The 8,327-nt window shown below is 74.3% G+C and carries 9 protein-coding genes; 1 reads left to right on the top strand and 8 read right to left on the bottom strand.

Annotation, left to right across the window (positions count from 1 at the left end):
- The 8 genes from ACFU6K_RS22440 to ACFU6K_RS22405 form a co-directional block, all read right to left on the bottom strand.
- Nucleotides 1–1,005 (bottom strand): acyl-CoA dehydrogenase family protein (locus ACFU6K_RS22440; protein WP_380665648.1); only part of this gene is annotated, 1,005 nt, incomplete at its 3' end.
- Nucleotides 1,002–1,700 carry a hypothetical protein gene (locus tag ACFU6K_RS22435; protein ID WP_380665646.1) on the bottom strand — a complete coding sequence of 233 codons (699 nt, stop codon included), beginning with the start codon at nt 1,698–1,700 and terminating at the stop codon, nt 1,002–1,004. The genes ACFU6K_RS22435 and ACFU6K_RS22440, both read right to left, overlap by 4 nt.
- Nucleotides 1,697–2,584 (bottom strand): hypothetical protein, encoded by an 888-nt coding sequence (locus ACFU6K_RS22430; protein ID WP_380665643.1) that lies wholly within the window; start codon nt 2,582–2,584, stop codon nt 1,697–1,699. The genes ACFU6K_RS22435 and ACFU6K_RS22430 overlap by 4 nt, the downstream gene beginning before the upstream one ends.
- 2 nt (nt 2,585–2,586) lie before the next feature.
- Nucleotides 2,587–2,856 carry an acyl carrier protein gene (locus ACFU6K_RS22425; protein WP_049655074.1) on the bottom strand — a complete coding sequence of 90 codons (270 nt, stop codon included), beginning with the start codon at nt 2,854–2,856 and terminating at the stop codon, nt 2,587–2,589.
- Between the two features lie 44 nt (nt 2,857–2,900).
- Nucleotides 2,901–4,187, bottom strand: coding sequence for a type III PLP-dependent enzyme (locus tag ACFU6K_RS22420; RefSeq protein ID WP_380665641.1), 1,287 nt, complete (start codon nt 4,185–4,187; stop codon nt 2,901–2,903).
- Complete coding sequence (locus tag ACFU6K_RS22415) at nt 4,184–5,602, bottom strand: hypothetical protein (RefSeq protein ID WP_380665639.1); 1,419 nt, start codon at nt 5,600–5,602, stop codon at nt 4,184–4,186. The genes ACFU6K_RS22420 and ACFU6K_RS22415 overlap by 4 nt, the downstream gene beginning before the upstream one ends.
- Nucleotides 5,602–6,531, bottom strand: a complete 930-nt coding sequence (locus tag ACFU6K_RS22410) for a 3-oxoacyl-[acyl-carrier-protein] synthase III C-terminal domain-containing protein (RefSeq protein WP_380665637.1) — start codon at nt 6,529–6,531, stop codon at nt 5,602–5,604. The genes ACFU6K_RS22415 and ACFU6K_RS22410 overlap by 1 nt, the downstream gene beginning before the upstream one ends.
- Nucleotides 6,532–6,641: 110 nt before the next feature.
- Entirely contained in the window at nt 6,642–7,370 is a 729-nt protein-coding gene (locus ACFU6K_RS22405) for a DUF4097 domain-containing protein (protein WP_380665635.1), read from the bottom strand.
- A gap of 187 nt (nt 7,371–7,557) precedes the next feature.
- On the opposite strand from ACFU6K_RS22405, the gene ACFU6K_RS22400 reads away from it, so the two are divergent.
- Nucleotides 7,558–8,286, top strand: coding sequence for an aspartate/glutamate racemase family protein (locus tag ACFU6K_RS22400; RefSeq protein ID WP_380665633.1), 729 nt, complete (start codon nt 7,558–7,560; stop codon nt 8,284–8,286).
- Nucleotides 8,287–8,327 lie beyond the last annotated feature (41 nt).

Raw genomic sequence — 8,327 nt, 5'->3', positions numbered from 1 at the left:
CCCGCAGGCCGCCAGCGTCACGTCCTCGGCGAGCCGGGCGGCGCGCAGTTTGGCGGCCGAGGCGAGGTGCCCGTCGGCCGGCCGGGCGTCGACCGTCGCGGCGGCGTCCAGGACCAGCCGGTGGACGGCGTCGATCCGGCGGCCGATCGCGTCCAGCCGCTCCTGCTCGGCGGTGCGCAGCGGGCCGCGGTGCGCGGCCACGTAGTCGTGGGCGGCGCGGGCGATCCCGACCGCGATCGCCGCGACGCCCGGGCGCAGCTGGTTGAAGATCTGGACGAAGGACCAGACCCCGCGCCGGCTGGCCGGGAGGTGGCGGCCGAGGACGTGCTCCTCGGGGACGGCCACCGACTCCAGCCGGACGGCGCTGATCCGCGCGCCGCGCAGTCCCAGCATGTCCAGCGGCTCGGCGTGGAAGCCGGGGGTGTCGGTGTCGACCAGGACGGCGGTGATGCCGAGCGGCCCGGGCCGGGTGCGGGCGAAGACCACCGCGAGCCGGGCCCGCGAGGCGTTGCCCACGTAGCGCTTCTCGCCGCTGAGCAGCGCCCCGCCGGGGGCGGGGGTCAGCGCGGTGGTCAGGGCCGCCGCGTCCGAGCCGCGGTCCGGTTCGGTCAGCGCGAAGCAGGTCCACAGGGGTTCGCGGAGCATCCGGCCGTAGAACCACTCCTTCTGCCGCTCGTCGGCGCACAGGCCGACCGCGACGCCGGCCAGGAACGGGCCCGGCGAGGCGACCATCGCGCCGACGTCGGCGCGGGCGAGCTCCTCCATGACGACGGCGCGCTCCAGCGCCGAGTCGCCGCAGTGGCGCTGCCCGTCGATCTTCTCCGGCTCGTTCCCGTACGCGGCCGGGATGCCCATCGTCGCCAGGTAGCGCACGGCCGGGAGGTCCAGGTGGTGCCGGATCGCCTCCGGGTCGCGGTCGATCTCCAGCGCGAGCGGGCGCAGTCCGGCGCCCCACTCGCGGGCCCTGGCGCGCAGCGCGGCCAGGTGCCCGTCCGGCCCGGTCATCGCGGTTCCTCCCCGGTCACGTGGACCTCCGCCAGCAGCTCCGACAGGTAGCAGGGCATCCCGGGGCCGTCCCGCAGGTAGCCGCTGGCGCCCAGCAGCCGGACCTGCTCCCGGTCGGCCGCGGTGATCCGGGCGTGCACGTCCGCCAGCACCGCGGCCGGCAGGTCGCCCGGTCCGGCGCCGGACAGCACCGCCCGGACCTCCAGGTGGTCGGCCACCGCCTCGGCGACGGTGCCCTTCACCAGCTGCTGCTGCAACAGGTACGAGTCGCCGCTGCGGCGCCGGCCCAGGTAGCCCAGGCAGGCCGAGCGCAGCGACTCCGACAGGCCGAGCCGCACCCAGGCCAGGCCCAGGACGAAGGCGGCGCCGGCCTCCCGCTCGGCCGCGCCGCGCCGGGCCGTCGGCGGGGCGGTCGTGACGGTGGCGGCGACCACCTCGCCGCCGGGCAGCGCGGTGCGCGACAGCACGGCCTCGTCGGCGGGGCGGCGCGGCCGGGTGGTGCCGGCGATCCAGAGCCCGCCGGCCTCGGCGAAGGTCCCGGCGTCGGCCAGGGTGTGCCCGCCGGGCCCGCAGGGCAGCAGGCCGGGCGTCAGGGAGGAGGCGAGCAGCCGCAGCGCCGGGGCGAGGCCCCGGTGCCGGGCGGCGTCCTGGCAGCGGGTCCACAGGTCCGTGTCCCGGTGCGTCACGGTGGTCACCGCCCGCCCCGTTCGATCAGGCAGACGGCCAGGTCGCCGGTGTCGGGCTCGTGGTCGACGACGGCGATCCGCTCCTCCCGGCCGGCCGACCAGGCGGGGTCGGCGGCGAGGGCGGTGAGGGTGCCGGAGGCCGGGTGGCCCGGCGGGGTGCGCACGATCCGGCCGGGGTGGCCGGGCAGGTCGCGCGCCGGGTCGAGGGCGGTTCCGAGGACCAACGGGCAGCCGGTGGCGTCCAGTTCGGCCAGGGCGGTGCGGACGGCGGCCGCCACGCCGTCCGGTTCGGTGCCGGTGCGCTGCCACAGGGTGAGCCGGCCGAGGGAGCCGGTGTCGGTCAGCAGCAGCGCGAGGCCGGCGTCCCCGGCGAGGTCCCGCCCGGTCTCGTACGGGAAGGTGGCCTGGTCGAGCACGAACACGGCGACGCTGCGCAGGCCGTGCCGCCGGGCGTAGGCGTCGGCCAGCCGCAGCGCGGCGAAGGGGGCGTTGGAGCCGCACTCGGAGACCGCGAAGGAGAGCGGTGCGCCGGGGACCCGCTCGGAGAGGCTGGTGACGGCGGCGAGCCGGCAGTCCAGGTCCGGGGTGGCGTGGGCGACCACCGCCAGCTCGATCGGCGGCGCCTGCGCGGTCGCCGGTTCCCCCGGGGCGAGTGCGGCGAGCAGCTCCCCGGCCATGTCGGCGAAGGTGTTCCCGGCCGCCTCCCGGACCAGCTCCGGCCGGTGGTCGACGCCGTAGGCGGCCGTCAGGTCGGCGAAGTGGCGCAGCGAGAAGGCGTCGTCGATCCGTGCCCGGCCCGGCGGGAACCTCCGGTGGGTGATCGCGGCGAGCCCGAGCGGGAAGACGGCGGGCGCCTCCCAGGGGCCCTTCGTCGGTACGGTCCGGACCGGCATGCTCAGCCGCCCAGTTCCGTGGCCACGAAGTCGGCCAGCGAGCGGACGCTCGCGAAGTGGGCCATCTCCAGCGAGTCGGTGTCGAACTCGACGTCCAGCGACTCCTCCAGCCGCATCAGCAGCTCGAAGACGCCGGTCGAGTCGAGGCCCAGCTCGTCGAAGAGCCGTGACTCCTCGGTGAGTTCGGGCAGGTCGTAGTCGAGCACCTCGCCGAGGGCGGCGGAGATCTCGGTGACGATCCGCGCGCGGTCCGTGCCGGTGGCTCCGGTCATGGTCGGCACTCCTTCCGGGGGTTGGGGGTGGGGACGTGCGACAACTAGCTGGAGCGGTTGAGGAGTTCGGGGGCGATCGGGCGCTGGTGGCGCAGCAGGTCCTCCGGGCGGTCGGCCTCGCGGACCAGGTGCGCCTCGCCGTCGAGCACCAGCACCTCGGCCGGGTAGCCGTGGCTGAGGAAGTGCACGGGGGAGGCGGTCGGCCCGTACGCGCCGGAGCGCAGCACGCCGAGCAGGTCGCCCGGCCGCACCGGCGGCAGCTCGGCCTTCTTGGCCAGCGTGTCGTTGGGCGTGCAGAGCGGACCGGTGACGTTCCAGACCTCGGTGGCGGGTTCGTCGAGCCGGTTGAGCAGCAGCATCGGGAAGTTGCGCTTGACGAAGGAGCCGATGCCGACCGCCGCCATGTGGTGGTGGGTGCCGCCGTCGGCGACCGCGAAGCGCTCGCCCAGCGACTCCTTCACGTACCGGATCCGGGTGACGTAGGTGCCGGCCAGCGCGGTGAGGTAGCGGCCGAGCTCCATCACCAGCCGGGTGCCGGGGTGGCGTTCGGCGAACGCGGCGACCAGCGGGTTGATCCCGGCGGCGAGCTTCGGCAGGTCGAGGTCCCGTTCGCCGTCGAAGTAGGCGACGCCGAGCCCGCCGCCGACGTCCACCAACTCCAGCTCGAAGTCCAGGGCGGCGCTGAGGCGTTCGGCCAGGTCGAAGATCCGCTCGGTGTTCTCGACGATGGTGTCCTCGACCAGGATGCGGGTGCCCATGTAGACCTGGACGCCCATCACCCGCACCGCCGGGTGGCGTGCCACCAGCCCCGGATCGGCGAGCAGTTGGGCCTCGTCCATGCCGAACTGGCGGGGTTTGCCGCCCATGGTGAGGCCGGAGCCCTTGACCGAGAAGCTCGGGTTGACCCGCAGCGCGACCGGCGCCACCGTGCCGCGCTCGCGGGCGAGTTCGTCGATCAGCGCGAGTTCCTGGAGGGACTCGCAGACGATCGCCGCGATCTCCTCGTCCAGGCAGGCGAGCAGCTCCTCCCGGCTCTTGCCCGGCCCGAGGAAGAGGATGTCCCGGCCGGCCACCCCGGCCTGCCGCGCGGTGCGCAGCTCGGTGAGCGAGGAGACCTCGGCGCGGGCGCCGTGGGCGTGGAGCAGGGCGCAGATGGCGAGGTTGGGGTTGGACTTGAGGGAGAAGAAGACCTGAAGCCGGGGGTCCAGCTGTTCGCGCAGGTCGCGCATCCGCCCGGTCAGGGCGTCCCCGTCGTAGAGGAAGAGCGGGGTGCCGTACCGCCGGGCGATCTCGGTGACGGGTGTGCCCTGGATCTCGAAGACGTCGCTCATGGCCGGTCCCCTCTCTCCCGCCGGTCGAGCCGGTCGGCGATCTCCGCGTCGATGGTGGTCAGTTCCTCCGCCGAGTCCGCGACGACGATCCCGTACAGCCGGCCGTCGACCGGGGCGTCGCCGCCGGTGAACGCCGCGTTGACGGTGGCGAAGTTGTTCACCAGCAGGCCGGTGCCGCCGGCCGGGTCGAGCAGCAGGCCGTCGAGCAGCCGGCGCAGCTCGTCGAAGGCCAGTGGTGCGGTCAGCCGCAGCGGGTAGTGGCGGGCGACGGCGACCTGCTCCGGCTTGACGAACCGTTCCTGCAGACGGACCTGGTAGGTGGACATGTTGTTGCGGGCGTTGATCTCCACGACCGGGTAGATCCCGCCGTCCGGGTCCACCATGGCGTCCACGCCCACCACGCCGTGGAAGCCGTCGGCGGCCAGCCGCTTGCCGAGCCGGTCCGCGGCGGTGCGCAGCTCGTCGACCTGGCCGGCGCGGAGCCGGGCGGGCATCCGGTGGCCCTTGTGGACGCCGTCCTCGGTGAGCTGCTCCTTGACGAAGTCGAACGCCACCGAGCCGTCCAGGCCCACCGTGAACTGGTAGTTGAGGTCGGTGCTCTTGGCGACCCACTCCTCGACCACCATGGCGATCCGCGGCCGTCCGGAGGCCTCGACCTGCTTGGCGATCAGCCCGAGGATCCGCTCGCCGCGGCGCCGGCTGGTCAGCCGGGCGATGCCCTTGCCGGAGACGCCGAACGCCTCCTTCACCACGGCCCGGCCGTCGCCGAGCTCGGCGTCCACCGCCGCGAAGGCGTCGGCGAGTTCGGCGAGCGTCTCGCAGGCCCAGCCGCGGGGCTGGCGCAGGCCGAGCTCGTCGGCGATCCGGCGGCTGTAGACCTTGCTGTTGACGGCCTTGCAGGTGGCCGCGTCCGGTCCGGCCAGGCGCAGCCCGGTGGCCGCGGCGAGGCGCTCCTCCGGCTCGGACACGCCGTGGGCGGCGATCCGGCAGCCGTCGGCGGCCAGGCCCGCCAGTTCGGCGAGCAGGGCCGGGTCGGCCAGGGCGTCCTCGGTGACGGTGCGCTGCGGGTCCTGGGCGGCGGGGACGTGGATGCGCGGCAGGTCCAGGCCGAGCCCGGCCAGGTAGCCGAGGTAGTCGCCGTCCGGCCGGGTCTTGAGCACCACGTGGTCCCGGCCGCCGGCCAGCAGCAGCGCGAACTCGTCCATCCGGTTGACCACGGCGCTGGAGGTGGCGGCGGAGAGCCGGGGCAGGGTGTGCTCGCCGAGCGCCCACTGCTGCTCCACCTCGAAGTTGCCCAGGAAGAGCAGCCGGGCGTCGGGGGAGCCGGTCAGGGCGAGGGCCAGCCGGTCGGCGGCGTCGGCGGCGTCGGGGGCGTCGGCGGCATCGGGGGTACGGCCCCCGGCGCGGGCGCCCATCAGTGCCTCACGACCATCGCGGCGAAGGACTGGCCGAGCCCCGCGGAGGTCATCAGGTAGGTGTGCCCGGGCCGCAGCAGGCCGAGTTCGAGCGCCGACTGGTAGTTGATGAAGGGGTCGGCGCAGAAGCAGTGGCCGGTCCGGCCGATGTTCTCCAGGAAGATGCGGTCCCGGTCGATGCCGAGCGCGTTGGCGGCGACCGTCCAGGAGACCCGGTTGACGTTGTGCGGCAGCACCAGGTCGAGGTCGCCGACGGCCAGGCCGGCCGCGTCCAGGGCGCCGTCGATGACCTCGGCCATCGCGTCCTGGTAGATCCGCTTGGCCTCGCGGGCGCCCTCGGCGTCGAGGTCGATGACGCCGTCCTCGCGGCCGTGGATCCGGGCGTGGTAGCCGAGCACCCGGTTGCGGTCGCCGCCGGCGCCCACCAGTACGGCGGTGACGCCCTCGCCCATGATCGAGACGTCCTCGACCCACTGGGAGAACGGGGTGAGCGTCTTGTCCCCGGCCAGCACCAGCGCGAGCGCGTCCGGGTCGCCGTCCGCCGCCAGCAGGGTGCCGGCCGCGTCCACCGCGAGCAGTCCGGTGGCGCAGCCGTGGTCGGCCACCGCGAGGACCTTCGCCCGGCGCAGCCCCAGCGACTCGCAGACCGTCCGCAGCGGGCTGATCGGGTACGGTGCGGTGGTGCGCAGCCCCTTGGCGCGCACCACGTACCGGATCCGGTCCTCCTGCCCGGCGAGGGCGTCGAGCTTGCCCGCCGCGGTGGCCAGCAGCTCCGCCTCGGACTGGTCGGGTGCCTGGCAGATCCGGTCGAGGCCGTACAGCCTGGTGAACCGGCGCACCTGCTGGTCGGTCAGCCCCAGCGGCTCCCGCAGCTGTTCGACCGAGACCGTCGGTGGCAGGTAGCTCGATACCGCTTCTATCGACGTCATGCGACGGGGCCTCCTCGCGACAAGGATCGGAGCCCCACCAGATTCGCCGGGAACGCTGACAGGCTGCTGACGCCCGGCTGATCGCCGGACGGCAGCCTGGAATCCGGCCCCTAGGCCTGCTTGACCTGGATGCGCCCGTTGCTGGTGCTCAGGTTGAGCTGGTAGCGGCCGGACGGGTCGTCGGAGACCCCGATGTCCTTGTGGCCGTTGCCGGTCTTCGCCGACACCTTGTACGTGGCGCTCGGCACGACCAGGGTGATGGCGCCGTTGGAGGTCGACGCGGAGACGTCCTGCGGCTTGGTCGAGACGAGGTCGATCGCCCCGTTGTGGGTCTCGGTCTGGATGCGGCTGCCGTTCAGGCCGCGCCCGGTGATGGCGCCGTTGGTGGTCTTCACCTCCGTGGTGCCGTTCACCCCGTCCAGGCTGACCGCCCCGGAGTGGGTGGACACCTGCACGTTGCCCACCTGGGTGAGGTTGACCGAACCGGAGTTGGTCTGGCCGCTGACCGGCAGCCCCGGGGGGACCTCGACGGTGTAGGTGACCGAGCAGTACTGGCCGCAGCCGCCCAGCACCAGGACGCCGTTCTCGACCCGGCTCGTCACCCCGGGCTTGTCGTTCTTGTAGCTGACGGACCGGTGCACGGAGACCTTGTCGAGGCCGTCCTTGCCGCGCAGGGTCACGCCGCCGGAGGTGGTGTCGAGCCGTACGGCGGTGATCTTGTCGCTCACCGTGGCGTCGTCGTCGAAGTTGTTGTCGGGAGCCAACCCGCACGCGCTGAGACCGCCCACGGCGGCCGCGAGGACGACGAAGGACGCGAGACGGCCGGACTGCTGGCGCATGTCATTCCCCAGATCTGAAGGACGTTCCTGGACAGGCCCCGTCGCGGGGCGGACCCCCCGAAGCTATCCCGCTGGGAAAGCCGGGGACCATGGGGCTAACCCCCCTCTCCGGATGGGGAGTTCCCCCAAACGGTGGATGTCAGGCGAATGTCAGTTCCGGGTCAGCGCAGCCGTCCACAGTCGAGGCATGACAGCGCTGACGGCACGGGCTCCCGAGCGGACCCTGGGCGTACTGGGCGGCATGGGCCCGGCGGCGACCGCGGAGTTCCTGCGGCTGCTCGCGGCCGACGCGCCGGCCTCCCGGGACCAGCAGCACCCCCGGCTGCTGCTGCTGTCCGAGCCGGGCATCCCGGACCGCACCGCCGCGATCCTCGGCGGCGACGACGAGCCCGGGCGGCGGGTGCGCGAGTGCCTGCGCACGCTGGCCGGCTGGGGCGCGGACCTGCTGGCCGTCCCCTGCAACACGGCGCACGTCTTCCTGGACGGCTTCGCCGCCACCTCGCCCGTCCCGGTGGTCGACATCGTCGACGCCACGCTGGACGAGGCCGTCCGGCTCAGCCCGGACGGCGGGTGGCTCACGGCGACCACCGGGACGGTGCTGAGCGGCCTCTACCAGCGGCGGGCCGCGGCCCGGGGCTACCGGCTGCTGGTGCCGGACGGCGGGACGCAGGAGGCGGTCCACGGGGCCGCCGAACGGGTGAAGGCCGGACGGGCCGAGGAGGCCGGCGCCGCCTTCCGGGAGGCCGTCGGACGGCTGTGGCGGCGCCGCAGGCTGCCGGTGGTGGCGGCCTGCACCGAACTCCCGCTGGCCTACCGGAGCGCGGGCCTGCCGCCGGAGCTGATGGTCTCCAGCCTGGCCGCGCTCTCCCGGGCCTGCATCGCGGAGCTCTACCGGAGCGTCCCGGTGCGTTCCTGAAACGCGTTCCCGAAGCGCGTTCCCGCGACGCGTTCCCGAGG

Origin of the sequence: Kitasatospora sp. NPDC057512, assembly GCF_042802135.1 — a bacterium.
GTDB lineage: Bacteria > Actinomycetota > Actinomycetes > Streptomycetales > Streptomycetaceae > Kitasatospora.
This window is presented reverse-complemented; position numbering and strand designations above follow the sequence as displayed.